Origin of the sequence: Nesterenkonia sp. NBAIMH1 (assembly GCF_007922635.1) — a bacterium.
GTDB lineage: Bacteria > Actinomycetota > Actinomycetes > Actinomycetales > Micrococcaceae > Nesterenkonia > Nesterenkonia pannonica.
Genome location: NZ_CP042335.1, coordinates 1848350 through 1874572 on the forward strand (window position 1 = coordinate 1848350; position 26223 = coordinate 1874572).

Here is a 26223-nt window from a genome sequence, read left to right on the forward strand (position 1 = left end):
AGGACCTTCCACGTTGTGACCTGCACCACCGCCCCCCGCTGTTAGTGTGTGATTCATGACTCAGGATCCTTCCCGTACTGCCGCCCGCCATGAAGTGCCGGAGGGTATGCGCCGAGATGTCGGCCTGCTGGGCGGGCTGCTCGGAGAGGTGCTCCAGGAGTACGGCACCGAGAGCTCCAGCCCTGCCAGCCTCTACGACGACGTCGAGCGGCTGCGCGGACTGTGCATCGGCGCCGTGGAGGACGACACCGAGGAGAAGCTCGCAGAGGCCGAGAGCTTCGTCGAGTCGCTGGACCCTGAGCGTGCCAAGGAGGTCGCCCGCGCTTTCACCTGCTACTTCCTGCTGGCGAACCTCGCCGAGGAGCAGCAGCGGATCCGCACCCTGCGCACCCGGGACGGGGAGACCTCTCTCGAGGAGCAGTCGGCTGCCGACTCGGTCGCTGCGGCCTTCCGGCATCTCTCCGACGAGGTGGGTCAGCGGGAGGCCGAGCGTCGGCTCAAGGAGCTGCGCTTCCACCCGGTGCTCACCGCACACCCCACAGAGGCCCGGCGCAACGCGGTGACCGCCTCCATCCGTCGCATCGGCCAGCTGCTCGACATCCGCGATGACCCGCGCACCGGGCCCGCCGCCGCGGCGCGCAACACCCGCGAGCTCTTCGAAGAGGTGGACAACCTGTGGCGCACCGCGCAGCTGCGCGTCTCCAACCCCTCGCCGCTGGATGAGGTCCGCACCGCCCTCGGGGTCTTCGACAACTCGTTCTCCAGCGTCTTCACGGAGGCCTATCGGCGGATGGACGACTGGCTCCAGGAGGAGCGGGCCGGTGCGGCCGCTCCCAAGGCCCCCGCGTTCATCAGGCTCGGCTCATGGATCGCCGGAGACCGTGACGGCAACCCGAACGTCACCGCGACCATCACTCGCAGGGCGGTGGCCCAGATGGCTGACCGCGTGCTCGAGGACCTGACCCAGCGGGCCCAGCGCCTGGCGCTGTCCATGACGCTGGACGAGCGCTACACCCCGCCGAGCAAAGGCCTCCTCGCCCTGTGGAACCGGCAGAAGCAGCTCTCCGAGGAGCTGACCTCGACCGCCGCCGAGCACTCGCCGCGGGAGCCCCACCGCCAGGTCATGCTCGCGGTGGCCGGCCGCATTGCCGCCACGCGTGATCGGAACGCGGATCTTGCCTACGACGTCCCGGCTCGGCTCATCGAGGACCTCCGCTGCGTGCAGGAGTCACTGGTGGAGGCGGGGGCGAAGCGGGCCGCCTACGGCGACCTCCAGGAGCTCATCTGGCAGGTCGAGACGTTCGGCTTCCACCTGGCCGAGCTGGAGGTCCGTCAGCACTCGGCAGTCCACAGCCAGACCCTCCGGTGGCTCGAGGATCCGGACTCGGAGGAGCGCATGGCGGTGCCGGGCGAGGAGGTCCTTGAGACCTTCCGTGCGGTGGCATCCGTGCAGGGCCGGTACGGCCCCGACGCAGCGCGTCGCTACATCGTCTCCTTCACCCAGTCGGCGCAGAACCTCGCAGATGTCTATGATCTCGCCGCCCAAGCTCTGGGCGGGGAGGAGAACGCACCCGTCATCGACGTCATCCCGCTCTTCGAAACCTATGAGGACCTTCAGAACGCTCCCCGCATTCTGGAGGAGGCTCTGGCCCACCCCAAGCTGCAGCAGCGCCTGGACGAGACCGGACGTCGCATGGAGGTCATGCTCGGCTACTCGGACTCCTCCAAGGACGTGGGCCCGGTGGCAGCGACCCTGGCCCTGTACGAAGCCCAGGAGAAGATCGCAGCCTGGGCGGTCGAGAACGACATCACACTCACTCAGTTCCATGGTCGCGGAGGTGCGCTGGGGCGCGGCGGCGGGCCCGCCAACCGAGCGATCCTTGCCCAGCCGCCCCACTCCGTCGACCTGAGGTTCAAAGTCACGGAGCAGGGCGAGGTGATCTCTGCGCGGTACGGCAACCCGGAGATCGCCCTTCGCCACATCGAGCAGGTCGCAGCCGCCGCACTGATGGCCTCGGCCCCGTCGACGGAGAGGCGAAACGCTGAGGCCGCACGACGTTACGCGGACCTGGCCGAGCAGCTCGATGAGGCCTCGCGCACCCGGTTCCACGCACTGATCCGAGCGGACGGCTTCGCCCCGTGGTTTGCTCAGGTGACCCCGCAGGACGAGATCGGCCTGCTGGCCATCGGATCCCGTCCTGCCAAGCGCGGCCTCTCGGTGGAGTCCCTGGAGGATCTGCGGGCGATCCCGTGGAACTTCGCCTGGTCGCAGGCGCGCATCAACCTCACCGGGTGGTACGGCCTGGGGACGGCGCTGGAGGCTGTGGGCGATCTTGACCAGCTGCGGGAGGCCTACGCTGACTGGCCCCTGTTCCGGGCCATGATCGACAACGTGGAGATGTCGCTGGCGAAGACGGATGAGCGCATCGCCCACCGCTACCTGGCGCTGGGCGACCGCGAGGACCTCTCCCAGGCGGTGCTCGATGAGCTGAGGCTGACGGTCAAGTGGGTGCTGGCCATCACCGATCAGGATCGGCTCCTGCAGAAGCACCGTGTGCTGGGGCGCGCCGTCCAGCTGCGCAACCCCTACGTGGACGCGCTGAGCCTCATTCAGCTCCGTGCGCTGAAGAGCCTGCGTTCCAAGGACCTGCAGGAGGACGAGATCCAGGATCCGCGCAACCTGCTGCTGCTCAGCCTCAAGGGCGTGGCGGCTGGCCTGCAGAACACCGGCTGAGTCCCTCTCAGTCGAGGGGCGTCCCCTCTGATGTGCTCAGCCCTTCGCGAAGCGGCCGAGGAATGCGCCCACTGCGGGAAGCTCGTCGTCGTGCAGCAAGTGGCCGAAGTGTCGCTGCAGGCCGCGAAGGTGCGTGCCTGACGCGCGCCTGAGGGACTGTTCGCCCTCAGGGGTGATAGAAACCCGCGTGACGCGGCGGTCTTCGGAGAAGGTCCGGCGCTCCACCAGTGCGCGCTTCTCCATCCGGTCGATCAGGCGGGTGAGGCCCCCGGTGGAGTAGAGCAGCGCACGGGCAAGCTCCGACATGCGCAGACAGTGCTCGTCCGCGTCCTGAAGACGATGGAGCACGTCGTACTCGGAGAGGCTGAGGCCGTGTGCGTCGCGGAGTTCCCTCTCCAGCTCGTGCATGACGCGGGTGTGTCCCTCCAGCAGCTGGGTCCATGCATGGAGCCGCTGCTCGTCGATCCTTTCGGGACCGCTCTGCGCTGAGGTCATGCGGGCCATCGTAGCGCCCTGGCCATGCCGCATAGCTGCATCTACAATATCTGTATGTACAGTATCTGCACATACGAGCAGTGCAGTGAAAGCGCCCCGAGCCATCAGGAGCACGCGTGACGGACGAAGGTCAGAGCCCCCAGTCGAACGAGTCCAGCCCCCAGGGAGGGGTGAACAGGCGGTCATTCCTCGTCGGGGGAGCGGCAGGCCTGGGACTGGCCGCCCTCGGCGCCGGCGGATATCAGCTCACCGCGCGCACCCTTGAGGCGGACCCCGCCGAAGAGTTTCAGGACGGGCGGCCCGTGCTCTTCCGCAGCGCCACCGTCGTCACGCAGGATTCGGACCTGGGGACCCTGCGCGAGGCAGACGTGCTCGTCGCCGACGGTGAGGTCCAGGCGGTCGGCTACGACCTCTCCAGCCCGGAGGACGCGGCCGTCATCGACGCCGCAGGTGCCATTCTGATGCCCGGCATGATCGACACCCACCGCCACATGTGGCAGTCCGTCCTCCGCGGAGTCGGCGCCGACTGGACCATCACCAACTACTTCCAGCGGATCTACGAGGAGTGGGGTCCGCTGTGGAGGCCCGAGGATGTCTACGCCGGGAACCTGCTCTCCATGGTCGAAGCGATCGACGCCGGTGTGACCACCAGCCTCGACTGGTCCCACGGCCTCCGCACCCCGGATCACGCGGATGCCGCCGCCGACGCGCTCTTCGACTCCGGGGGCCGGGCTCGGCTGGCCTACGGAAACATCTTCGACGTCCCGCAGAACTGGGTGCCCGGCGGTGATCCGGACCGGCTGCTCAACGAACGCTTCCCCTCCTCGCACACCAGCACCGACCAGCTGGTCACGATGCAGCTGGCATGGGACGGCGGCGGAGAGGACCCCGACTTCCCCGAGCGGCCCGCCTGGGAGTTCGCCGTCGACCGAGACCTTCCCGTCACGCTTCACGCCGGAGTCTGGGGGTACCCGCTGGACATCGCGATCGAGAACCTCAGCAGCAGCGGATTTCTGCTGCCCACCAACACCTATGTCCACGCCGCATCCCTGCAGTCCTCGTCCTACGAGCTGCTGGCCGAGTCCGGCGGCACCGTGTCGATCTCCGCAGAGTCCGAGCTCAACGCCGGCCAGGGGTATCCGCCGACGGGTGAGGTGCGCGACCACGGCATCCCCATCTCCCTGTCGATGGACACCTCGGTGTGGTGGAGCGCGGACATGTTCGCCGCCATGCGTGCCACCCTCAACGCCGACCGCGGCCTGGACCACATGCAGGCCCACGAGCGCGACGAGACCGTCATCAACAATGACCTGCGCACCCAGGACGTCCTCGGCTACGCGACCCAGGGAGGAGCCGATGCGCTGCACATGGGAGCTCGTCTCGGGTCTATCACCCCCGGCAAAGCCGCGGACCTCGTCATGCTCCGCACCGACACAGCGTCCATGTCTCCGCTGAGCGACCCCACGCACCAGGTCGTCTTCCAGGCGCAGCGGTCCGAAGTGGACACCGTGATGGTCGGAGGGACAGTGATGAAGCGTGCCGGCCGGCTGCTCCGCAGCGAATCCCTGGAGCGCGCTCGCCGACTTGCGCAGGAGTCTCAGGACCACCTCCGCGAAGAGATCGGCGAGGATGCGTGGGAGGAGGCGCTGCACCCGCCCGAGTTCGAGACTCAGCCCGCTGACCACAGCGTCGAATAGGAGCCCTCGCACTCTCCCGCCGCAGCGCGTCATGACCTACTCTTGAGGCTATGCTTTCAGTTTCCTCCGACTTCGCTGTCCAGACCCGCGGGCTGGTCAAGCGCTTCGGCAAGAAGACCGCGGTCGACGGCGTCGACCTGGACATCCCGCGGGGAGGGATCTACGGCGTCCTGGGCCCCAACGGGGCTGGCAAGACGACGGTGATCCGCATGCTTGCGACCCTGCTGCGCCCGGACGCCGGCGAGGCGACCGTGCTCGGCCATGACGTCTACGCGGAGGCGCGGTCGGTCCGCGAGAAGATCGCACTGACCGGCCAGTTCGCCTCACTGGACGAGGACCTCACCGGCATCGAGAACCTCACCCTGCTCGGCTGGCTGCTCGGCTTCTCGAAACCGGCTGCCAGAGCTCGCGGACTGGACCTCCTGAGCGCCTTCGGGCTCGCGGATGCGTCAGCGCGTCAGGTGAAGAACTACTCCGGAGGCATGCGGCGCCGCCTGGACATCGCCGGTTCGCTCATTGTGACTCCGGAGCTCATCTTCCTGGACGAGCCCACCACCGGCATCGACCCTCGCTCCAGGAACCAGGTCTGGGAGATCATCCGCACCCTGGTGGCGGGCGGGGCGACCATCGTGCTCACCACCCAGTACCTGGAGGAGGCCGACCACCTGGCGGACCGTCTGGCGGTGATCGACCACGGCACCGTGATCGCCGAAGGCACTCCGGGGCAGCTCAAGGCCCAGGTCGGCGCCGGTGCCCTGAAGGTCAGGCTCACCGACCCCGCGGAGCGTGAGCGAGCCGCGTCCGCTCTGGGAGGCGCGCTGGGCGTGGAGGTCGTCCGCGAAGCCGACTCGGCGGCGTTGAGCGCAAGCCTGGCTGACGGCCAGTCGGCCGCACCGGGGCTGAGCGCACTGGAGGAGGAGCAGATCGGACTGGAGACGTTCGCGCTGGGGCAGCCCAGCCTCGATGAGGTGTTTCTGGCACTGACCGGGCAGCCCACAGAGGGGCAGACCGAGGAGAATGAGGAGATTCCCGCATGAGCGTCGACGCACCTGCCCGGGGCGAAGCCCAGGCCATCCATTCCGTGCTGCTGCCCGCTGACCAGCGGCCGGCCCCTGCGAACGCGGTCAGCTCGTCGCTGGCCTTCGGCTGGCGGGCGATGCTGAAGATCAAGCACATCCCCATGCAGCTGTTCGACGTGACGGTCTTCCCTCTGATGATGACGGTGATGTTCACGTTCATCTTCGGCGGAGCGATCGGCGCCACAGTCTCGGAGGGAGGGGAGACAGGCGGGGCGGCCGTCGGCGACTACGTGCAGTTCTTCATTCCCGGGATCTTTGTGCAGACCCTGATCATGGTGACGATGTACACCGGCATGACCCTGAACAAGGACGTGTCGAAGGGCATCTTCGACCGGTTCCGCTCCCTGCCGACGTGGCGCCCCTCTCAGCTGGTGGGAGCGCTGCTGGGCGATCAGGTGCGCTACACGCTGGCCGGCATCATCATCCTGGGTGTGGGCTTCGCGGTCGGGTTCCGGCCCACGGGCGGGCTGACCGGGATCCTCGGGTCCTTCGTGCTTCTGCTGGTGTTCTGCTTCTGCCTGTCATGGGTGTGGACCACCATCGCCCTGCTGCTCCCCAATGAGGAGGCGGTGATGGGGGTGTCGATGACGATCATGATGCCGCTGACCTTCGCCTCGAACATCTTTGTGCCCACGGAGACCATGCCGGACTGGCTGCAGCCGGTGGTGGATGCCAATCCGGTCTCGATCGTGGTCGCCAGCATCCGTGACCTGATGCTCGGCACCGACCAGGGCAGCCTGGCCCTGGTGGCGCTGTGCTGTGCAGTGCTCGTCGCCGTCTTCTCGCCGATCTGCATGGTGCTGTACAACCGCAAGAGCTGAGACCTGGCTCACAGCGGTACATTGGTGCCATGTCTGCCGCCCACCCTCCCGACCGGATTCCCGACGATGTCGTCCAGCTTGTCGCCCAAGCGCGCAGGCCGGTGGTGCTGACGGGGGCCGGCATCTCGGCCGAGTCAGGCGTGCCGACGTTCCGGGAGGTCCAAACGGGGCTGTGGGAGCGATTCTCCGCCCAGGATCTGGCGAGCGTGGAGGCCTTCGAAGCAGACCCTGCCCTTGTCTGGACCTGGTACCGGTGGCGCCAGTCGCTGATCCGCGCGGTGGAGCCCAACCCGGGGCATATCGCCATCGCAGAGTGGCAGCAGCTTCCCGGTGTGGGGCTCACTCTCTCGACGCAGAACGTCGACGATCTCCATGAGCGTGCCGGGGCTTCCGTCCTGGCCCACCTGCACGGGAGCATCTTCGCCCACCGGTGCTTCTCCTGCGATGAGCCTGTTGAGCTCCCGGACGCTGACTACGACGGATTCCAATCCCCTCCCGCAGCGCAGCCGCCGCCCACGTGCGGTGCGTGCGACGGGCCGGTGCGTCCCGGTGTGGTGTGGTTCGGCGAGATGCTGCCGACGGAGGCCTTCGAGCAGACGGCAGCCGCCGTCCGGGCCGCAGACCTGGTGCTGGTTGCAGGGACCTCAGGCATTGTCCAGCCGGCCGCCTCTCTGCCGCTCCTTGCCCTGGAGCGGGGAACGCCGCTGATCGAAGTCAATCCGGAGGAGACCGAGCTCTCTGAGCTGATGGACCACTGCGTGCGCGGACCCAGCGGCGAAGTCCTCCCGAAGCTGCTGCGCGGTTAATATTCACGTGGCGTGTCGCGCATAGCGATAAGGTCATCAGATAAACGTCAGATTCTTGAAGAGGGGTCCATCCTGTGACTGACCAGCCGCGTAGCGATGACATCGTCGAGCAGAAGGCTGCTCATCAGGAGCAGGCTTCGCCTGAGGTGCAGTCTGGACCTCCGCCGACAACGACGGTAGAGCGTCAGGGTCCGCCGGCTACGGACCCCGGTGGTCAAGCTGCACCGCAGCTGGCTCCGGCCGGCATGTCCAAGAGTGATGAGAAGACCTGGGGCGTTGTTATGCACCTGGGCTCTCTCATTCTGGGAATCTTTCCCATCCTCAGCTTTATTGTTCCGCTGATCGTGTGGCTCATCAATAAGGATCGAAGCCGGATGTTGAACGACCACGGACGTTCGGCCCTCAACTGGTCCATCACCTACATCATCATGATGACAGTCTTCGGTGCACTCACCGCCGTCTACATCGGAGCGCTGCTTCTGCCCCTGGGCTTTCTCGCGCACGTGATCCTCTGCATCATTGCGGCAGTCAAAGCGGGTCAACGGCGCAAGTTTAAGCACCCTATGACTATTCCCTTCCTCCGAGTGGGATAACCCGTGACCCCGCAGCATCCGGACGAATACCCGGACCCGGAGATCTATCCGGAACCTGACCCGGCTCTGCAGCAACGACACGCCCCCTGGTTCTCCTCATTGGGCGACTACCCGGACCCGGAGGGCGACTATCCGGACACGCAGGTTTTGCCCCCGCAGCAGCGGGCTGCCTCGGCGCCAGGTCCGCTGGTATGGAACGCGCACCTGCAGTCGGTGCGCGATCGTACGGGGCAGCTCAGTCAGAAGCTCTCCCAGAAAGTCTCGGAAAGAGGGCCCGAATGGGCGGAGCAAGCTCGCAAGTACGGGGATGACTTCACCCAGCGCAGCGCACAGCAGGCACTAGAAGTGAGTGCAAGCACCAAGGAGAGACTCGGCTCCGCGCACGAGTTCACTCGCCGAGAGGTGCTTGGTCGTCCCATGGCCGTGGTGATCGCCCAGGCCATGCTGGCGGTGGCGGCGCTGGCGGCGTTCGTGGGAACGATGAACTTCGCCGGACGGTTCCTCGCGACGCCGCGCCGTTGGATGTCGTGGATCCAGAGCCAGGAGACCTCATTCGTGGGTGCCATGGACGAGGGCATAGAGCAGAATGCCCAACGGATCCAGGAAGGGGCAGTCGCTGCAGCGGATGGACTGGCCCTCGTCCCGCTGCTCGTAGCGACTCCCATACTGACCCTCTATGCCTTGGCGATCTTCGGGATGTGGTACCGCAGACCCAGAGCTCGCACCCTGTCGTTTGTGCTTGCAGTCGCTGGAGCGGTGGTGACATTCGTATTCCTATCCACACCCCTGCGGTTCCTGGTGGCCTTCAACGCTCGTGGCTTCCTCGTCCTTGCTGCGGTCTTGGGGATCATGGGCATGATCATCATGCTCCTTCCTGCGGTCAATGACTGGGTTGCCCACAAGCGAGGATCTGGAGCCCATCGCAGAGTATGACTTTTCGGAGCCCAACGGTCTGAACACAGAGGCGATGGGCCCCGACCAGCTGGTCCCTCAGCCCCGTAGAACTGAACCTCGGGAAGACTACTGAGCAAGGGCCATGTTGGTTGCAGTCGTCGCGCGCGGCACCGGCACAGTTCAGGGGTCTCGTACCGGGACTCCGCCCAGAAACAGGCCCAACGAACACGGCTGAGCGGCTGGGTGCGGGACACCTCCGACGGTGCCCTGGAGCTGCTGGCTTCCGCGCCCGTCCCGGGCTGAAGTAGAGGGCGTCGAGATCCATCCCGCGGAGGAGACCGAGCTCTCCGAGCTGATGGACCACTGCGTGCGCGGACCCAGCGGCGAAGTCCTCCCGAAGCTGGTTCCCACACGCTAGGGTGTTGAGCATACGACACACGCCCTGAGGGAGAAATGATCATGACTGACTATCCGCCGCAGCACCCAGATCCGGCACAGCCGCCGGTCAGCCCCAACGACGAGAAGACGATGGGCATCTTGATGCACGTGCTTGCCATCTTCTTCGGATTCCTGTCGCCGCTGATTTTCTGGCTGATCTTCAAGGACCGCAGCTACGTGCTGGACCAGCAGGGTCGGACGGCGCTCAACTGGAACATCAGCGCCATGATCTACTACGTCGTCTCGTTCATCCTGGCGTTCATCCTCATCGGCTTCCTGACGATGCTGGTCATCTACGTCCTGCACATCATCTTCTCCATCCTCGCCGCGGTGAAGGCCAGCGACCGGGTCATCTACAAGTACCCGCTCTCGATCCCCTTCCTGAAGCTGTCCTGATCCCCCATGTCTGAGGTGCTGGCTCGCGTCACCGGCAAGGTCCAGGGGGTCTCCTACCGGGCCGCCGCGCGAAAGAAGGCCCAAGGCCTCGGGGTCACCGGCTGGGTCCGCAACCTGCCGGACGGATCCGTGGAGCTCCTCGCATCGGGCCCCGATGATGCGGTGGAGAGCCTGATCGAGTGGTGCCGCCGGGGGCCGAGCGGCGCCGAGGTGGAGCAGGTGCACACCCGTGACGCATCGCCCGAAGAGCTCGTCGAGCTCCCGGAGAGCTTCGACATTCGGCGGTAGAGTGTGCCGCTATGAGCTTTTGGAATACCCGTGGTCGAACCCTGACCGCTGCGGCAGCGCTGAGCGTGCTGCTGGTCACCTCCTGCGACCTCATGCCGGGCGGGGAGCAGGAGTCTGCCGGGGATGAGCAGAACGGTGCTGGGACGGAGCCCCAGGGTGACGGCGGCGCTGAAACTGGCGGGCAGGACGACGACGGGTCCGAGGATTCAGCCGAGGGCACGGGTGCGGACGCAGACTCCGACGACGACGCCTTCGCATCGGCGGAGCTCTCCGATGTGGCAGGAAACAGCGTAGGAGAGGTCCGCTTCAGCGACGCAGACGATGCCGGCGTCATGGTCGACATCGAGCTGTGGGACATCAACCCTGGATTCCGAGCCGTCACCCTTCACGAGGAGGGGGTCTGCGAGCCGCAGTCCTCCAACGAAGCCGGGGAGGTGGGCGACTACTTCTCCTCCGGCGATGTGCTGCCGGGCACGGGCTCCGGGGAGGCTGGAGTCGTCGAGGGTGAGGACGAGCTCGAGACTGAGGACCCCGACGCGGAGACCGACGGCGAGGAGCAGGAGGAGGGACTCGGTGAGGCTGAGGACGGCGCAGAGGCCGACGGGGTGAGCACCAGTCTGGAGGGCTACCCCGAGGGCTCCGTCGAAGGTCACACAGCCGCGCAGGTCACCGACCCGGGGGAGGCCGGCGATGAGGATGAGGACATCATGCACCCTGACCGCGCCGGAGACCTGCCGAACGTCTTCGTCATGGAGAGCGGGGAGGGGCAGATGAGCTTCGTCTCGGACCGACTGTCTGAGAGCCTCCTCACAGAGACGGAGGGCACCTCGGTCATTCTGCGCGGCGAGCCCACACACCATGGCTCCCTTCCCCAGCGCTACGCCCCCTATGGGCCGGACGAGACCTCGCAGATCACCGGGGATCTGGGGGAGCGGACGGCCTGCGGGGTCATTGAGTAGGTTTTGCGCCCAGGCCGCTGAGCCGCATACGATCTTGTCCTGGTGCGCCGGGAAGACGGGTCGGCAGATGTAAGGACGCTTCAGTCCTGCGCAGAAGCGCGTGCCCATCGCTGCCGAGAGTCGTTGCCCGAGTACGCCCCACTGAAGAGGAGGACCCCTGGTGAGCCTCATACTATTGGTCCTTCTCACTCTTCTTCTGGTGCCGGCGGCCTCTGCCGTGCACATTGTTCTGCGACGCAACACCGGATGGTTCGCGGCGGCGGCCCTCACCGTGCTGGGGGCACTCTCGCTCACGTGGCTCCCCGGGCTGCTCGACGGAGAGAACGTCTCCGAGCAGGTGCCCTGGATCCCCACGGCGGTCGATGTGAGCATCTCCCTTCGGCTCGACGGCCTCGGCATGGTCTTCCTGCTGCTGGTGCTGTTCATCGGGGCCCTGGTGATGGCCTACTCCACTCGTTACTTCAGCCCCAAGAAGAAGACCAGCGACTTCTACATGTGGATGCTGCTGTTCGTCTTCGCCATGTCCGGCATGGTGCTGGCCGACGACATGATCCTGCTCTTCGTCTTCTGGGAGTTCACGACTCTCTGCTCGTTCTTCCTGATCAACCGCAGCGGCGACAAAGCCCCCGCGCCGGCTCAGCGCACCCTGCTGATCACCATGGCCGGCGGGCTCGGCCTCCTCACCGCAGTGCTCTGGATCATTGTGGAGACAGGCACCACAAGCCTGTCTGAGGCGCTGGCCTCGGATGTGTGGGCGGAGAACGCCACCTTCACCTCCGTGGTTGCAGTCCTCATTGCGTTCGCCGCGTTCACCAAGTCGGCCCAGTTCCCGTTCCACCTCTGGCTGCCGGATGCGATGGTGGCCCCCGCGCCGGTCTCGGCCTATCTCCACGCGGCCGCCATGGTGAAGGCCGGCATCTATCTGCTGCTTCGTTTCTCCCCCGTCTTCGAAGGCGTGGTCGTCTGGCAGACACTGCTCATCGTCTGCGGCCTCATCACCGCTCTGATCGGGGCGCTCTTCGCTCTTCAGCGCCACGACATCAAAGAGATCATGGCGTACTCCACGGTCTCCCAGCTGGGCTTCCTCGTGGCGATCATCGGAGTGGGGACGCCCACCGCGATCGCCGCAGCGATCATCCACGTCATCGCCCACGCGCTGTTCAAATCGGCTCTGTTCATGATGGTCGGGATCATCGAGCACGAGTCGCACACCCGTGACATCCGTGTGCTGAACGGCCTGCACCGCACCATGCCGGTCAGCTTCGCCATCACCCTCGTCGGCTGCCTGTCCATGGCAGGCATCCCGCCGCTGTTCGGGTTCGTCTCGAAGGAGAATCTCCTGAAGGGCTTCCTCTCCGCGGGCGAGGACCCGGCAGGCTTCGGGGCAGGCCTCACCTGGACCATCACTGTGCTCGGTGTGCTCGCCGCGGTCGGCACCTTCGCGTACTGCGGCCGCATCGTCCTGGGGGCGTTCGGCAGCTACCGGGGCGTCAGCAGGAAGGACGCGGGCTACGACGACGGCGAACACCCGCCCATGGACAGGGACGGCGCCCACGAGGCATCCCCGGCCTTCTACCTGCCGGCACTGATCCCGGCCTTCGCCGGAGCCGTCCTGGGGTTCATCCCGTTCATCTTCGACGACCTCATCACCCAGGCGACGCAGGCGGCGAGCACCTCCGGCTATGAGCCGTACTTCTACCTGTGGGGCGGCCTCAGCACCGACCTGATGCTGTCTGTGGTGATCATGGGGGTCGGCGCTGCGGTCGTCCTCGGGCGGACGCGCATCGACAGCTTCATCCCACGCACCATCCTTCCGTGGACCGGCGTGGCCGTCGCCGAGAAGATGCGGACCGGCTCCATCACGCTCGGCCGCAGGGTCGGGGACCTCACCCGCACGGACATGCACGCCCTGCACCTGACGGTTCCCGGCATCCTCCTCGCCGGCATCTTCGTGGCTGGTCTGCTCCACGTCGGAGACGTGGGCAGCTTCGATCCGGGGCACACGGTGATGACGGACTGGGTGCTGATCGCTCTGCTCATCATCTTCCTCATCGGCTCCGTCACGAGTGCCTCCCGGACGGCCGCTGCGGTGCTCGTCGGCGGCGCAGGCTTCGTCGTCGGCGCATGGTACTTCGCCCTCGGCGCTGTGGACGTGGGCATGACCCAGCTCCTTGTCGAGATTCTGACCGTCGTGGTCCTCGTGCTCGTCCTGCAGAAGCTGCCCCGCAAGTTCCACAGAGTCTCCCGGGGCCGCACCGCCGTCTCCGCGGTCATCGCGCTCGTCTTCGGTCTGATGGCCTTCATCGCAGCGTTCGCACTGACAGGGCGCAATGGGCAGTCGGACGCGGGGGAGTGGTACCTGACGGAGACCTACGAGGTGGTGGGAGCACTGAACACCGTGAACTCCATCCTGGTCGACTTCCGCGCCCTGGACACCTTCGGGGAGCTGGTGGTGCTCGGTGTGGCCGGGTTCGCGATCCTCGCTGTGCTCAACTCCGCCTTCTCCACCACGGACACCCAGCCCAATGCTGCTCAGCGGTGGCAGGGCACGGCCCTGGACGATCCGACCGACAACACTGTGGCGATGCGGACCGTCTTCACATGGATGACTCCGTTCATCATCCTGCTCTCCCTCATCCTGCTGCTGCGAGGGCACTATGAATCCGGCGGCGGCTTCATCTCTGCGCTGGTGCTGGGCGGCTTCTTCGCGCTGCGCTACCTGGTGGCCCCCACGACCACGTCGGTGAAGCTGCGCTTCGACTACGCGATGATCATCATCGGCGGAATCCTCGTCGGCGCGGCCACCGGCCTGTTCGGCTTCATCGAAGGCTCCTACCTGCGTCCCATCGTCATCGCTGAGGGGCTGACATGGGTTCCATGGGGCACCGATGCCGGATTTGCGCTGACCACGGCCCTGGTGTTCGACGTCGGAATCTACTTGGCCGTGGTGGGCACAGTCCTCGTGGCCCTGGACCGGCTCGGGCAGGCCCAGCGGTACCCCGCCGACCTGCTGCGCAAGCACATGCACATCCAAAGCCAGCGCGAGGAGATCGAAATGCACGCGGGCGCCGACCCGGGAGACCCCCCGCTGGAAGTGCAGGCCGAATACAGGCACGAGCCCAAGCCAGGTGATCGCGCATGAGCATCTCCATCGCTATCGGACTGCTCGCGGCAGCAGGGGTCTACATGATCATGCAGCGCGGCATGGTGCGCATCATCCTGGGCTTCATCCTGCTCTCCCACGCGGCCAACCTCATGTTCTTCGCCGCAGGCAACACCGCATTCCGAGGCGTGCCCTACATCGGCACCTCCGAATTCGGCGAGGGCGCAGACCCCCTCCCGCAGGCCTTCGTCCTGACCGCGATCGTGATCGCCTTCGCCATCACGATGTACATGCTCGCACTGGCCATCACGACGATCCGCGACGATGACACGGAGGACGACGAGCAGTCGGCGGTCAAGATCCTCGGGCCCGCCGGCTCCGCCCCCTCCGCCGCAGCGGAGCGCAACATCGACTATTCGGGCGAGGAGCTGCCCGACCGCGGGGACGAGCACGACGCTGCTGGATCCAAGCTGGACACCATCACCACCGGTGCAGCCGGCGCCGCGACAGGCGGTGCGGATGCCTCTCCGGCCAGCCCCGTCCACGACTTTGAGGGCGATATCGACGCTGACCCGAATTCACGCACCGTGCGCAAGGAGGAGAACAGATGACAGAGCTCACTGAGATCCTCCCTCCCCTTCTGCCCCTCCTGGTGGCAGGGCCCCTCATCCTGGGCGGCCTGGGGGCGGTCCTGCGCAGGAACGTGGGACTGAGGCATGCCATCAGCCTCACCACCATGAGCCTGATGCTGGCGGCGTCCATTCTGCTGCTGATCGCCACCCACGACGGCACGGTGCTGGCCCACCAGGTGGGAGGCTGGGACTACGGCATCTCCATACCGTTCGTGGTCGACCAGCTCTCCGCTGCCGTCCTGATGATCATCAGCCTGCTGGGACTCACCTCCTCCCTCTTCGCCATGGCCACGCACGAGGCCCGGGCCAGGTTCTTCCACCCCTTCGTCCTCATCCTCATGGCAGGCGTGGCCGGCGCTCTGATGACCGGGGACATCTTCAACTTCTTCGTCTTCATCGAGGTCATGCTGCTGCCCAGCTACGGCCTGCTCGCCATGATGGGCGCGAAGCTGGGAGCCCACGGCGCCAGGGTGTACGTCTCAGTGAACCTGATGGCGTCCACGCTGCTGCTGGCCGGCATCGCCCTGATCTACGCGACCGCCGGCACCGTGAACCTGGCAGAGCTGCACGGCGCGGCCAACGAGGACCCGGCCGTCGCGGCTGCCGGGGCTGTCGTTCTCGTCGCGATCAGCATCAAGGCCGCCGTCGTGCCGGTCCACGGATGGCTCACCCGGACATACCCCATGACCTCCCCGGCGGTCACCACGCTCTTCAGCGGCATTCACACCAAAGTGGCCATCTACGCGCTGTACCGGTTCTACTCCGTGATCTACGACGGGGATGACCGCTTCCTGTGGGTGGCGCTGCTGGTCACCTCGATGACCATGCTGATCGGTGTGCTCGGAGCGATCGGGGAGAAGTCCACGCGCTCCATCCTCGTCTTCCACATGATCAGCCAGATCGGCTACATCCTCATCGGCATCGGCCTGTTCACCGGCCTGGGCCTGACGGCCGGAATCTTCTACCTCCTCCATCACATGGTGGTGAAGGCAAGCCTCTTCCTCTCCACCGGGGCCATCGAAGAGACCTACGGGTCCTCGCAGATCGATCGGCTCGGCGGCATGCTCCGCCGCGAGCCCCTGATTGCCGTGACCTTCATGATTGCGGCGCTGTCGCTGGCCGGACTGCCGCCCTTCTCCGGGTTCGTGGCCAAGTTCTCGATCATCCAGGCCACTCTCGCGGAATCCCACTACTGGGTGGCCGCCGTCGCCGTGCTGGTCTCCATCTTCACGATGCTGTCCATGCTGAAGATCTGGACGGGCGTATTCATGGCCAAAGAGCCCGAAGGCATGGAGGACAGGGCTCTGGCCTACCAGGAGCGGATGCACGGCAAGCGATACCTGCGCAGCGAGGCGCAGGCCGAGACGCCCACGCTGACCATCATCCCGCCCGAAGACCCCACCACCCAGCACGGGCGGGTGAAGGTGCCCATCAGGCTCATCATTCCCGGAATGATCCTGGCGGCCGTGACCCTGTTCTTCGGTGTGGGTGCCGAGGTGCTGATGAGCATCTCCGAGGTGGCGGCGGAGAACCTGCTGAACCCTGAGAACTACGTGGAGGCGGTGAGCGGAGCCTGATGAGTCCCAAGAACCCATCGTCTGCGGCGTGGCCGCTGCGCATCCTCTCCTTCCTCCTCTGGTATGCCAAGGAGTTCTTCCTGGCCAACCTCCAGGTCACTGCGGACGTCCTGCGCCGCCACCAGCGTATGAGTCCCGCCATCGCTGCCATACCAGCAGCATCCCGCTCCGAGGCTGAGTGGACCATGATCAGCGTGCTCATCACCCTGACCCCAGGAACCATGACCATGACCGTCTCGCGGGATGAGGGGCTTCTCTACGTCCACGGCATGTTCGCGGAGACGCGCGACGCCCTCGCCGAAGAGATCCAGGACATGGAGAACCGGATGCTTCGTGCCATGCGGCGCACCCCAGGAGATCTCAGCCGGCCCTTGGCGCCCGAGGCAGGGGAGGCACCATGATCACTGAAGTCGCACTCGAAGTGCTGCTGATCCTGCTGGGCATCGGAATGCTCCTGGCCGGCATACGCGCCTACCTCGGGCCGCGCATCACCGACAGGGCCGTGGCGGCTGACCTCATCTTCTTCGCGTTCATCGGCTTCATCGCGCTGATCGGGCTGCGGGTGGAGATCGAGGCCCTGTTCGACATCATCCTCATCGCCACGCTGCTCGGCTTCATGTCCGCGATCTCAATGGCTCGCCTGGGACTGGGAGGAAAGCGCTGATGAACGAGATCTTCACCGACACCAGCACCGGTGAGCTGGTGATGGACAGCATCGGCCTGCTGTTCATTCTGATCGGCATCGCGACCATCCTCGTGGCAGGCATAGGTCTATTTCGCCTCCCCGATCTGTACCTGCGCGCTTCAGCCGTCGGCACATCGGCCGGCCTGGGCGTGGCGAGCATCGTCGTGGGAGTGCTGTTCATCGACTTCAGCACCCCGAACCTCATCAAGGCAGCCCTGGCGGTTGTGGCTCAGCTGCTGACGTCCGCCGTAGGATCCATGGCCATCGCGCGCTCCGGGTACCTCAACGGCTCGCCGCCGGCCTCCGTGACCCACACAGATGAGCTTCAGCTGACCAAGCCCGAGGGCAACTAGTCCCCAGTCATCGTTCAGCGCTCGTCCAGCCGAGCCTCCCATAGTGTCGTTCTATGAGCGCTGATCGGCCAGAGGATGGCACTACCAGGGAGACTCCGCAAGGCCTGGCTCCGCACCAGATGCCCGAGCGGGACGGCGGCAATGACGTCTTCGCGGAGACCGCAACCTACGAGGATGCTCTGCGGCCGGGGTCTGTCGCCGCTGCGGCTGACCAGCCCCATCTGGTGAAGGTCCGTCAGCGCGAGAAGGTGGCTGAGCGGAGCACGCCGAGCCATCATGACCGCAAAGCCCCCTCGCCGGCGAAGCTCACCGGTGACACGTGGAAGTACAGCCTCAAGCGCTCCCTCACCGAATTCGGGCGGGATCAGTGCACAGACCTGGCGGCCGCCCTGACCTACTACACGGTGCTGGCCATCTTCCCCGCCCTCATCGCACTGGTGTCCATCCTCAGTCTGGTGGGGGAGGCCGATCGGGTGACCGGTTTCTTCGTCGACACGGTGGATGATCTGTCGAACGGCGACGAGGACGTCATGGGTGCCGTGGAGACAGTGGTCGGCAATATCAGCACCGCCGAAGGCGCAGGCATCGGTCTTGCGATCGGCATCCTCGCTGCGATGTGGACGGCCTCGAACTACGTCAATGCATTCTCCCGCTCCATGAACCGAATCTGGGAGGTCACCGAGGGCCGTCCCGTCTACACGCTTCGTCCCATTCTCTACGCGCTCACGGCCGTCATGATCCTTCTGGTCGCTGTCGCCGGCCTGACCCTGGTGATCTCCGGGCCCATCGCAGAGTCCGTCGGCAACACGGTCGGCCTCGGAGAGACGGCTGTGGCCGTCTGGAACTGGGCTACGCCCGTACTGCTCGTCCTCGTCGCAGCGGCGGCCATCGGCCTGCTCTACTGGACCACGCCCAACATTCGGCAGCCCAACTTCAAATTCGTCAGCGTGGGTGCACTGATCGCGATCGTAGTGATGGCGATCGCCACGATCGGCGTGGTGATCTACGTGATGTTCTTCGGAAACTACGACGCCACCTACGGATCCCTGGCCGGTGTCATCATCCTGCTGTTCTGGCTCTACATCATGAACATGGTCCTGCTGCTGGGCGCGGAGGTGGACGCCGAGCTCGAGCGCGGTCGGCAGCTTCAGGCAGGCATCGAGGCGGAGCGGACCATCATGCTTCCCGCTCGCGAGACCAAAGGGTCGGACAAGAAGGAGAGGAAGTACGAAGCGATCGTCGCCTCCGGCTATGCTCTACGCATATCCAAGGGCGAAACGTCCAGCGTGGACGACCTCTGGCGACGCTAAGTCCGTAACATCGTGTCATAAATCACCCTTTTTCTCCCAGCATGTGAAAAAAGCCCGCATCTCCTTGTGAATGGAGGCGTGGTGTCGTCATTACCGGCCCGTCACATGGGCTACGGTGAGACGCACATCTCTTGGCCAGGGTTTCGGCAGGTGCCCATGTTATGGGCGTGCTGACCGAGGATTCGCGGCCAGGCACGCACCATGAGGAGAGAGAACTAAATGGCTGAGACATCTACTTGGCGCAGGTCCGCGCTGGCCACAGCCGCGCTCGGAGCTCTCGTGCTGACCGCCTGCGGCGGCGGCAACGGCGACGGCGACGCTGACGACGCCGAGGGGGCCGGCGAGGGCGAGAGCGGCGGCACCATTTCCGCGTACAACTGCGAGCCCCAGCACCTTGTGCCGGGCAACTCCACCGAGGTCTGCGGATCCTGGGTCCTGGAGCACCTCTTCACCGGCCTCATCCAGGCCGACACGGAGAACTACGAGCCCATTCCCGGCGTGGCAGAGTCCTGGGACACCGAGGACAACGAGACCTGGACCTTCGAGCTGGGCGAGGACTGGACCTTCCACAACGGAGAGCAGGTCACCGCGCAGAGCTTCGTCGACACCTTCAACTGGGTGGTGGACCCGGAGAACGCACAGCAGAGCGCCAACTTCTTCGAGCTCTTCGCCGGCTATGACGAGGTCATCGACGGCGAGGCCGACGAGCTTGAGGGCGTCCGCGCAGTGGACGACTACACCCTGGAGATCGAGCTCACCGAGCCGTTCTCCCCGCTTCCCGACATGCTCACCTACACGGCGTTCTACCCGATGCCTGAGGAAGCCTTCGAAGACATCGACGCCTACGAGCAGGCGCCGATCGGCAACGGTCGGTACCAGATCGACGGCGAGTGGGAGCACGACGTGCAGATCGCCGCAGACCGCTTCGAGGACTACGCCGGCGATGAGCCGGGCCTACCGGACCGCATCGAGTGGCGCATCTACTCGGACATCGACACGGCATACCTGGATGTGCAGTCCGGAAGCCTCGACATTCTGGACCAAGTTCCCCCGAACCGCCTCACACAGCTCGAGGGCGACTTTGAGGGCAACCACACCTCCTTCGACACCGGAGCCTTCACCTACCTCGGTTTCCCGCTCTACCAGGAGGAGTTCCAGGACGCCGACGTGCGGCACGCGCTCTCCATGGCGATCGACCGCGAGGCGATCATTGATGCGATCTTCGACGGAGCGCAGACGCCTGCCATGAGCATCATCCCGCCCTTCCTGCCTGAGGGCCGCGACGGGATCTGCGAGTACTGCGAGTTCGACCCGGATGCCGCAGCTGACCTCTACGAGGAGGCGGACGGTCCCAGCGAGCTGACCGTCTACTTCAACTCCGGCGCCGGGCACGAAGACTGGGTCGAGGCCGTCTCCAACCAGTGGGAGCAGAACCTGGGCATCGAGGACATCACCTTCGAGTCCCTGGACTTCGCGCAGTACCTGGACCTGCACGACGAGCAGTCCATCACCGGACCGTTCCGCTTGGGCTGGACGATCTCCTATCCCAACGCTCAGTACGCCATGGAGCCCATTTACACCACCGGTGAGTCCTCCAACTACGCAGACTTCTCCAACGAGGAGTTCGACAGCCTGATCAGCGAGGCCAACGCGGCCACCGATGAGGACGAGGCCTCCGAGCTGTACCAGGAGGCCGAGGAGATCCTCCTTGAGGAGATGCCGGTCATCCCCATGTGGTTCACCACGTACCACGTGGTCTACTCCGACCACATCAACGGCGACACTGTCCAGATGGGCGAGGGCAACACCTTCACTCACCTGTGGCAGATCGAGGTCAACCAGGACTGACGCCCGTGAGGCGAGGGCACGGTCGGCGCGCGTCAGCGTCGGCCGTGCCCTCGGCCATGCCGGCTCCAGCTGATCCGAGGACACCATGACCCGTTACATCATCAGGCGTCTGATCCAGTTCATCCCCGTGGTGATCATCTCGACGCTCATCGTCTACGCGATGGTCTTTGCTCTGCCGGGTGATCCCATCCGCGCCCTGGCCGGCGACCGGCCTATGAGCGAGGCGGCCCAGGAGGTTCTGCGCGAGCAGTACAACCTCAACGACCCGTTCTTCGTCCAGTACGCCAAGTACATCTGGGGCGTGTTCACCGCCGGGGACTTCGGCACCACCTTCAACGGCCGGCCGGTGATGGACATCATCGCCCAGCGCCTGCCGGTGACACTGCAGCTTGCTGCAGTGACGTTCGTGGTGCAGGCCATCATCGGCATCGCAGCCGGTGCGCTCGCTGCGATCTTCCGGGACCGGTTCATCGACCGGCTGGTTCAGGTCTCCACCGTGATCGTGGTCGCTATGCCGGTGCTGGTGATTGCATTCCTGCTGCAGCTGATCTTCGGTCTGAACCTCGGGTGGTTCCCGATCGCAGGCGCCCAGGAGGGCCTGCGCAGCTTCATCCTCCCCGCGATCGCCTTGGGCGCGGTCTCCATGGCGATGATCGCCCGCCTGCTCCGCAGCGAGCTCTTGGATGCACTGCATTCTGACTACGTGCGCACCGCCACTGCCAAGGGCATGAAGCGCAGCCGCGTGGTCACCCGGCACGGCATGCGCAACTCTATGATTCCGATCGTGACGTTCATGGGTGCCGACCTGGCCACCATGATGAGCGGCACCATTCTCGTGGAGACCATCTTCAACCTGCCCGGGCTGGGGGAGCAGGTCTTCCGCTCCATCCAGCAGCAGGAGGGCACGGTCGTCGTGGGAATCGTCACCCTGTTCGTCCTCTTCTTCGTGGTGATCAACCTCATCGTCGACATCATCTATGGCCTGCTCGACCCAAGGATCCGCTATGAGTGACACCGCACCCGACAAGGCGCACGTGCCTGCCGCGCAGAGCAGCGGGGAAGCCGCTTCCTCATCCCACGAGGCCAGCCTGTGGGCGGATGCATGGCGCCAGCTGCGACGCAATCCCTGGTTCATCATCGCCGGGGCCCTGCTGGTGGTCATGATCGCCATGGCGCTCTTCCCTCAGCTCTTCACCACCACCGATCCTCGTGAGTGCCTGCTGGGCAGAGCTCGTGAGAGTCCTTCCGCGGAGCACTGGTTCGGCACGGATGTGCAGGGCTGCGACTACTACACCCGTGTGGTCTACGGCGCACGGAACTCCATGGCGATCGGCGTCGTCGTCGTGCTCGGAACGCTGGTGATCGGCATTGTGCTGGGCCTGCTCGCCGGCTACTTCGGACGGCTGGTCGACACCTTCATCTCCCGCGCCGGTGACATGATCTTCGCCGTGCCCTACATCCTCGGCGCCATCGTCTTCCTCAACGTCATCGAATCGCGAGGCGTCTGGGAGGTGGCGCTGGTGCTCATCGTGTTCACCTGGCCTACGCAGATGCGGCTGATGCGCTCATCGGTGCTGGCCGTGGTGAACTCCGACTATGTGATGGCAGCACGTGCGCTTGGTGCTGGGCACATGGCGATCATGAGACGGCATATTCTGCCCAATGCCCTCGGTCCCGTGCTCGGCTACTCCGGGCTCTACGTCGGCATCATGATTGCCGCAGAGGCAGCGCTGACCTTCCTCGGGGTGGGACTGGAGCTTCCCGCGATCTCATGGGGTCTGCAGCTGCAGCAGGCGCAGGGCTACATTCAGCAGCAGACCTACCTGGTGGTCTTCCCGATGATCTTCGTCGGCGTCACTGTCTTCGCCTTCATGGCCATGGGAGACGCCGTCCGGGACGCCATCGACCCCAAGTCGAAGAAGAAGTGAGGCCAGCAGTGACACAGCAGCACAGCACTGGGGCTCAGCAGGGCCCGCCTCTGCTGGAGGTCGAGGACCTTCAGGTGGAGTTCCGGACCCGCAAAGGTACGGCCCAAGCCATCAACGGGCTGAACTTCACCCTTCATGCCGGCGAGACCCTGGCCATCCTCGGCGAATCCGGGTCCGGCAAGTCGGTCACGGCCCAGACCATCATGGGTATTCTGGACATGCCCCCAGGGCACATCGCCGGCGGTCAGATCCGATACCGCGGTGAGGATCTCCTCCAGATGCCGGAGGAGAAGCGCCGCAGGCTGCGCGGGGCGAGCATCTCGATGATCTTCCAGGATGCTCTCTCGAGCCTGAATCCTGTACTTCCCGTGGGCTGGCAGATCGCCGAGACGTTCCGCGTCCACCAGGGGATGAAGCGTCGTGAGGCCCGGGAGCGGGCCATCGAGATGATGCGCCGGGTGGGGATCCCCGCTCCGGAGAAGCGAGTCGGGGATTTCCCTCATCAGTTCTCCGGGGGGATGCGGCAGCGCATCATGATTGCGATGGCCATCGCCCTGGACCCGGACGTGCTGATCGCAGACGAGCCCACCACAGCGCTCGACGTGACAGTGCAGGCGCAGGTGATGGCGCTGCTGAAGGAGCTGCAGGAGGAGTTCAGCATGGGCCTGATCCTCATCACCCACGACTTGGGTGTGGTGGCGGACTTCGCGGACAAGATCGCGGTCATGTACGCCGGTCGGGTCATGGAGACTGCTGACGTGTACGAGACCTATGCACGCACCGCGAACCCCTACACGAAAGGGCTGCTGGACTCCATCCCGCGCATCGACCATGAGGGTGATCGACTCAAGGCCATTCCTGGGCTGCCGCCTATCCTGACGGACATGCCGCCCGGCTGCCCCTTCAGCCCCCGGTGCGAGTTCGCGACCAGCCGCTGCAGCACGGACCGACCAGAGCTGCGGGAGATCGTCCCCGGGCATCGCTCCGCCTGCCACTACGCAGAAGACATCTACGCTTTGAGCGAGGAGGGTCAGAATGAGCCAGCGTGATCCGTTTGAGCGCGCGGAGACCGTGCTCGACGTGCAGAACCTCGTCAAGCACTTCCCGCAGACGAAGGGGCTCTTCATGCCCCGCAAGGCTGGGGCGGTCCGAGCCGTCGATGACGTGAGCTTCAGCCTTCGGCGGGGAGAGACCCTCGGCATTGTGGGGGAGTCAGGCTGCGGCAAGTCGACGCTGGCCAAGCTCCTGATGCGTCTGGAGCAGCCGGACTCCGGCGCCGTGACGTTCAGGGGGGAGGATTTTCTCTCCCTGCGGGGCGAGGAGCTGCGCCGGATGCGCCGAAAGATCCAGATCATCTTCCAGGACCCGTACACCTCGCTGAATCCCCGTATGTCCGTGGGGGACATCATTGCCGAGCCGTTCAAGCTCCACCCTGACGCGAAGCCGGCGGAGGGCGTGCGCAACCGGGTCAAGGAGCTCCTCGATGTGGTGGGGCTGAACCCTGACCACATCAACCGGTATCCGCACCAGTTCTCCGGCGGTCAGAGGCAGCGAATCGGCATCGCCCGCGGTCTGGCGCTGAAGCCGGACGTCATCATCTGTGACGAGCCGGTGTCCGCGTTGGACGTATCCGTTCAGGCGCAGGTCATGAACCTCCTCGAGGATCTGCAGAAGGAGTTCGGGCTGAGCTACATCTTCATCGCCCATGATCTTTCGGTGGTGCGGCACATCTCTGACCGCGTCGGTGTGATGTATCTCGGGAAGATGGCTGAGCTGGGCCGCCATGAGGACGTCTACTCAGGCCCGGCGCACCCCTACACCCAAGCGCTGCTCTCCGCTGTTCCGGTTCCTGACCCCACCCTGCGCGGCAGGCGCGAGCAGATCGTGCTGAAGGGCGACCCGCCGAACCCGGCCGATCCGCCGTCGGGATGCCGCTTCCGCACCCGCTGCTGGAAGGCCACCGACATCTGTGCGGAGGTGGAGCCGGAGCTCATCGTCCGCCCGGGCATCTCGCAGCAGGCGGCCTGCCACCACGCCGAGCAGAACGAAAGCGTCGCAGCGATTGATTAGCCCCCTGAGCTGAGCATCACCGGCTGCCAGAGCAGCACGAACAGGCTGATCATGATGATCGCGGCGATGTTCATCCAGAACCCCGCCTTGACCATGTCATCCATGGTGATGTGCTCGGAGCTGAAGACCGCCGCATTTGGGGGAGTGGAGATGGGCAGCATGAACGCGCAGGTCGAGGTGAGGGCTACGATCGCCATGATCGCGAACGGGTCCACGCCCATTCCCAGCCCGAGGCCGACCGACACAGGGATGAGCATGTTGGAGACGGCCGTGTTGGACATGATCTCGGTCATGAACAGCACGATGGCGGCCAGGGCAATCACGATGGCCGCATAGGGCAGCACCTCAAGGCCGCCCAGCAGCTCGCCGAACCAGGGCGTCAGCTCCGAATCTTCGAATGCCGCCGCCAGCGAGAGGCCTCCTCCGAAGAGCAGGAGGATCCCCCAGGGAAGCTCCATCATGTCGTTCCAGACGAGCAGGCCGCCCCTCTCCTGCCGGGCGGGGATCAGGAACATCAGGACCGCGCCCGTCATCGAAATGGTGGCGTCCGAGAGCGGGAAGACCTCAAGGACGGCGTCCGGTATGAAGCCCACCACCATCCAGAGGGTGCCGACGGCGGCGAAGATCGCCAGCACGGCTTTCTCCTCGTAGGACATTGGGCCCAGCTTGCGCAGCTGCTCGCGGGCGAACTCGGAGCCGATGTCGGGGCTGCCGTTCACTCGGAAGGCCACACGGGTCATGTAGAGGTAGAGGAAGCCCAGCAGCAGCACGGTGAGGGGGAAGGCGAAGGCGAACCACTGGGCGAAGGTGACGGTCTCGTCCAGGAGCACATCCGCCTGCGCGACGAACACGGCGTTGGGCACCGAGCCGATGATGGTGGCGAGGCCGCCGATGGAGGCGGCGTACGCGATGGAGAGCAGCAGGCCCTTGGCGAACCTGCTGAAGTCCCGATCGTCGTAGAAGTTCCTCTCCCGGACCTCTTCGATGAGGGCCAGGCCGATCGGAAGCATCATCAGGGCGGTGGCCGCATTCGAGATCCACATGGAGAGTCCGGCGGTGGCCATGATGATTCCAAGGGTCAGCCGCTGCCCCTTGGTTCCGACCATGCGGATGATGCTCATCGCGATTCTGCGGTGAAGGTTCCACTTCTGGATGGCCAGAGCGATGGTGAAGCCGCCCATGTACATGAACACGATGGGGTTCGCGTACGCGGTGGCGGCGGTCGATTCGTCGGTGGCACCGGCAAGGGGCAGGAGCACCAGAGGAATCAGAGAGGTGGCGGGGATCGGCAGGGCCTGAGTGATCCACCACGTCGAGACCCACAGGGTGACCGCAAGGGTGGCGCGAGGCGCATGCTCCAGTCCCGTGATGGCCGGAACGAAGAGGATGAGCGCGAACAGGAATGGCCCGAGCGCCAAGCCGATCCGGGCTCGGACGACGTTCTCAGAGCGGTGCTCGCCCTTGGACTGGACGTTGTTGCCATGGACTTCCCCGGAGCTCATGGCGCCAAGTGTTCC

General features: G+C 65.4%; 25 protein-coding genes. 23 read left to right on the forward strand and 2 right to left on the reverse strand.

The window, feature by feature from the left end; all coding sequences use genetic code 11:
* Positions 1 to 55: 55 nt before the first annotated feature.
* A complete protein-coding gene (locus tag FS388_RS08805) occupies positions 56 to 2734 on the forward strand; it encodes a phosphoenolpyruvate carboxylase (RefSeq protein WP_146341082.1) in 2679 nt (892 codons plus the stop codon).
* Between the two features lie 36 nt (positions 2735 to 2770).
* On the opposite strand, the gene FS388_RS08810 is transcribed toward FS388_RS08805, so the two are convergent.
* Entirely contained in the window at positions 2771 to 3229 is a 459-nt protein-coding gene (locus tag FS388_RS08810) for a MarR family winged helix-turn-helix transcriptional regulator (RefSeq protein WP_168198665.1), read from the reverse strand.
* A gap of 116 nt (positions 3230 to 3345) precedes the next feature.
* On the opposite strand from FS388_RS08810, the gene FS388_RS08815 reads away from it, so the two are divergent.
* The 22 genes from FS388_RS08815 (at position 3346) to FS388_RS08920 (ending at position 24706) form a co-directional block, all read left to right on the forward strand.
* A complete protein-coding gene (locus FS388_RS08815) occupies positions 3346 to 4926 on the forward strand; it encodes an amidohydrolase family protein (RefSeq protein WP_210410170.1) in 1581 nt (526 codons plus the stop codon).
* A 50-nt stretch (positions 4927 to 4976) separates the two neighbouring features.
* Positions 4977 to 5963: an ATP-binding cassette domain-containing protein gene (locus tag FS388_RS08820; RefSeq protein WP_146341084.1), complete on the forward strand. Its 987-nt coding sequence runs from the start codon at positions 4977 to 4979 to the stop codon at positions 5961 to 5963.
* Positions 5960 to 6826 (forward strand): ABC transporter permease, encoded by an 867-nt coding sequence (locus FS388_RS08825; RefSeq protein WP_146341085.1) that lies wholly within the window; start codon positions 5960 to 5962, stop codon positions 6824 to 6826. The genes FS388_RS08820 and FS388_RS08825 overlap by 4 nt, the downstream gene beginning before the upstream one ends.
* 29 nt (positions 6827 to 6855) lie before the next feature.
* The gene (locus tag FS388_RS08830; RefSeq protein ID WP_146341086.1) at positions 6856 to 7632 is read left to right on the forward strand and encodes an NAD-dependent deacylase; all 777 of its coding nucleotides are present in this window, start codon (positions 6856 to 6858) and stop codon (positions 7630 to 7632) included.
* A gap of 74 nt (positions 7633 to 7706) precedes the next feature.
* Positions 7707 to 8225, forward strand: coding sequence for a DUF4870 domain-containing protein (locus FS388_RS08835; protein ID WP_146341087.1), 519 nt, complete (start codon positions 7707 to 7709; stop codon positions 8223 to 8225).
* A gap of 3 nt (positions 8226 to 8228) precedes the next feature.
* Entirely contained in the window at positions 8229 to 9158 is a 930-nt protein-coding gene (locus tag FS388_RS08840) for a hypothetical protein (protein ID WP_146341088.1), read from the forward strand.
* A gap of 90 nt (positions 9159 to 9248) precedes the next feature.
* On the forward strand, positions 9249 to 9422 hold the full coding sequence (locus tag FS388_RS13460; RefSeq protein WP_146341949.1) for an acylphosphatase: 174 nt from the start codon (positions 9249 to 9251) through the stop codon (positions 9420 to 9422).
* Between the two features lie 156 nt (positions 9423 to 9578).
* A complete protein-coding gene (locus FS388_RS08850) occupies positions 9579 to 9953 on the forward strand; it encodes a DUF4870 domain-containing protein (protein ID WP_168198666.1) in 375 nt (124 codons plus the stop codon).
* 6 nt (positions 9954 to 9959) lie between these two features.
* Positions 9960 to 10241: an acylphosphatase gene (locus FS388_RS08855; protein ID WP_146341090.1), complete on the forward strand. Its 282-nt coding sequence runs from the start codon at positions 9960 to 9962 to the stop codon at positions 10239 to 10241.
* Between the two features lie 11 nt (positions 10242 to 10252).
* A complete protein-coding gene (locus tag FS388_RS08860; protein ID WP_146341091.1) occupies positions 10253 to 11200 on the forward strand; it encodes a superoxide dismutase family protein in 948 nt (315 codons plus the stop codon).
* 160 nt (positions 11201 to 11360) lie between these two features.
* The gene (locus tag FS388_RS08865) at positions 11361 to 14342 is read left to right on the forward strand and encodes a DUF4040 family protein (RefSeq protein WP_146341092.1); all 2982 of its coding nucleotides are present in this window, start codon (positions 11361 to 11363) and stop codon (positions 14340 to 14342) included.
* Complete coding sequence (locus FS388_RS08870) at positions 14339 to 14914, forward strand: sodium:proton antiporter (protein ID WP_146341093.1); 576 nt, start codon at positions 14339 to 14341, stop codon at positions 14912 to 14914. Before FS388_RS08865 ends, FS388_RS08870 begins: the two co-directional genes overlap by 4 nt.
* On the forward strand, positions 14911 to 16512 hold the full coding sequence (locus FS388_RS08875) for a monovalent cation/H+ antiporter subunit D family protein (protein WP_146341094.1): 1602 nt from the start codon (positions 14911 to 14913) through the stop codon (positions 16510 to 16512). Before FS388_RS08870 ends, FS388_RS08875 begins: the two co-directional genes overlap by 4 nt.
* A complete protein-coding gene (locus FS388_RS08880; protein WP_146341095.1) occupies positions 16512 to 16913 on the forward strand; it encodes a Na+/H+ antiporter subunit E in 402 nt (133 codons plus the stop codon). Before FS388_RS08875 ends, FS388_RS08880 begins: the two co-directional genes overlap by 1 nt.
* Positions 16910 to 17176, forward strand: coding sequence for a monovalent cation/H+ antiporter complex subunit F (locus tag FS388_RS08885; protein WP_146341096.1), 267 nt, complete (start codon positions 16910 to 16912; stop codon positions 17174 to 17176). The genes FS388_RS08880 and FS388_RS08885 overlap by 4 nt, the downstream gene beginning before the upstream one ends.
* On the forward strand, positions 17176 to 17550 hold the full coding sequence (gene mnhG / locus FS388_RS08890) for a monovalent cation/H(+) antiporter subunit G (protein ID WP_246836161.1): 375 nt from the start codon (positions 17176 to 17178) through the stop codon (positions 17548 to 17550). The genes FS388_RS08885 and mnhG overlap by 1 nt, the downstream gene beginning before the upstream one ends.
* Before the next feature lie 53 nt (positions 17551 to 17603).
* The gene (locus tag FS388_RS08895) at positions 17604 to 18860 is read left to right on the forward strand and encodes a YihY/virulence factor BrkB family protein (RefSeq protein ID WP_246836162.1); all 1257 of its coding nucleotides are present in this window, start codon (positions 17604 to 17606) and stop codon (positions 18858 to 18860) included.
* A gap of 219 nt (positions 18861 to 19079) precedes the next feature.
* On the forward strand, positions 19080 to 20708 hold the full coding sequence (locus FS388_RS08900) for an ABC transporter substrate-binding protein (protein ID WP_146341097.1): 1629 nt from the start codon (positions 19080 to 19082) through the stop codon (positions 20706 to 20708).
* A gap of 85 nt (positions 20709 to 20793) precedes the next feature.
* Positions 20794 to 21720 carry an ABC transporter permease gene (locus FS388_RS08905; protein ID WP_146341098.1) on the forward strand — a complete coding sequence of 309 codons (927 nt, stop codon included), beginning with the start codon at positions 20794 to 20796 and terminating at the stop codon, positions 21718 to 21720.
* The gene (locus FS388_RS08910) at positions 21713 to 22636 is read left to right on the forward strand and encodes an ABC transporter permease (protein WP_146341099.1); all 924 of its coding nucleotides are present in this window, start codon (positions 21713 to 21715) and stop codon (positions 22634 to 22636) included. The genes FS388_RS08905 and FS388_RS08910 overlap by 8 nt, the downstream gene beginning before the upstream one ends.
* An 8-nt stretch (positions 22637 to 22644) precedes the next feature.
* Positions 22645 to 23685: an ABC transporter ATP-binding protein gene (locus FS388_RS08915; RefSeq protein ID WP_146341100.1), complete on the forward strand. Its 1041-nt coding sequence runs from the start codon at positions 22645 to 22647 to the stop codon at positions 23683 to 23685.
* The gene (locus FS388_RS08920) at positions 23672 to 24706 is read left to right on the forward strand and encodes an ABC transporter ATP-binding protein (RefSeq protein ID WP_146341101.1); all 1035 of its coding nucleotides are present in this window, start codon (positions 23672 to 23674) and stop codon (positions 24704 to 24706) included. The genes FS388_RS08915 and FS388_RS08920 overlap by 14 nt, the downstream gene beginning before the upstream one ends.
* On the opposite strand, the gene FS388_RS08925 is transcribed toward FS388_RS08920, so the two are convergent.
* The gene (locus FS388_RS08925) at positions 24703 to 26208 is read right to left on the reverse strand and encodes a DASS family sodium-coupled anion symporter (protein ID WP_146341102.1); all 1506 of its coding nucleotides are present in this window, start codon (positions 26206 to 26208) and stop codon (positions 24703 to 24705) included. The genes FS388_RS08920 and FS388_RS08925 overlap by 4 nt on opposite strands.
* Between the last annotated feature and the right edge of the window lie 15 nt (positions 26209 to 26223).